This is a genomic window from Variovorax sp. P1_H12_2, assembly GCF_056405335.1.
On sequence record NZ_JBFUCI010000788.1, the window covers coordinates 1 to 1018 of the forward strand.

Below are 1018 nucleotides of genomic sequence, written 5' to 3' on the forward strand. Positions count from 1 at the left end.
GCCCCCAGGTTGGCTCACTTCGTGTAGCCGCCCACCCCCTGCCGGGGGCAACACCAGCGGCCCGGCGAAGCCGGTTCCGCGGTGTTTCACGAGGGGGCCAGCGGCCTGCGGCCGCGGCCGGGGGCGCTGCTTGAAGCACATTGCGCGGAAGCGGTTCGGGCAGCACTTTCTGACCGACGGGGGAATCATTGACGCCATCGTGCGCGAGATCGCGCCGAAGGCGGGAGATGCGATGGTCGAGATCGGGCCGGGGCTGGCGGCGCTGACGCAGCCGCTGGTGGAGCGGCTCGGGCGGCTGACCGTGATCGAGCTCGATCGCGACCTGGCGCAGCGCCTGCGCGGCCATGGGCAGCTGGACGTGATCGAGTCCGATGTCCTCAAGGTGGATTTCGCCACGCTGGCTGCGAAATTCTCGCCGGCGCCACTGCGCGTCGTCGGCAACCTGCCCTACAACATCTCGACCCCGATCCTGTTCCATCTGCTCGGCTTCGCGCACCTGATCGCCGACCAGCACTTCATGCTGCAGAAGGAAGTCATCGACCGCATGGTCGCCCGTCCGGCCACGTCCGACTACAGCCGCCTGAGCGTGATGCTGCAGTGGCGTTACGCCATGGACAACGTGCTGTTCGTGCCGCCCGAGAGCTTTGACCCGCCGCCGCGCGTCGACAGTGCCGTGGTGCGCATGGTGCCCCTGGCCGAGCCGCCCGCAGTGAACGCCGCGCGCCTCGGCGAGATCGTTCAGGTCGCTTTCAGCCAGCGCCGCAAGCTGCTGCGCCACACCCTCGGCAAATGGCTCGACCAGCACGCCTTTGCCGGCACCTTCGACACCCAGCGCCGCGCAGAGGAAGTGCCGGTCGCCGAATTCGTCGCGCTGGCCCAATCCGTCCCCGCATAAAAAAAGCCCGCCGAAGGCTGGGCTTTGTTCGTGAAACACCGCGGAACCGGCTTTGCCGGGCCGCTGGTGTTGCCCCCGGCAGGGGGTGGGCGCCCGGACACGAAGTGCCGGGCAACCTGGGGG

General features: G+C 68.9%; 1 protein-coding gene. It reads left to right on the plus strand.

Annotated features, from left to right (window positions below; translation table 11 throughout):
* Positions 1 to 130: 130 nt before the first annotated feature.
* Positions 131 to 895: a 16S rRNA (adenine(1518)-N(6)/adenine(1519)-N(6))-dimethyltransferase RsmA gene (gene rsmA / locus AC1D2K_RS35165; protein ID WP_478095109.1), complete on the plus strand. Its 765-nt coding sequence runs from the start codon at positions 131 to 133 to the stop codon at positions 893 to 895.
* Positions 896 to 1018: the final 123 nt, after the last annotated feature.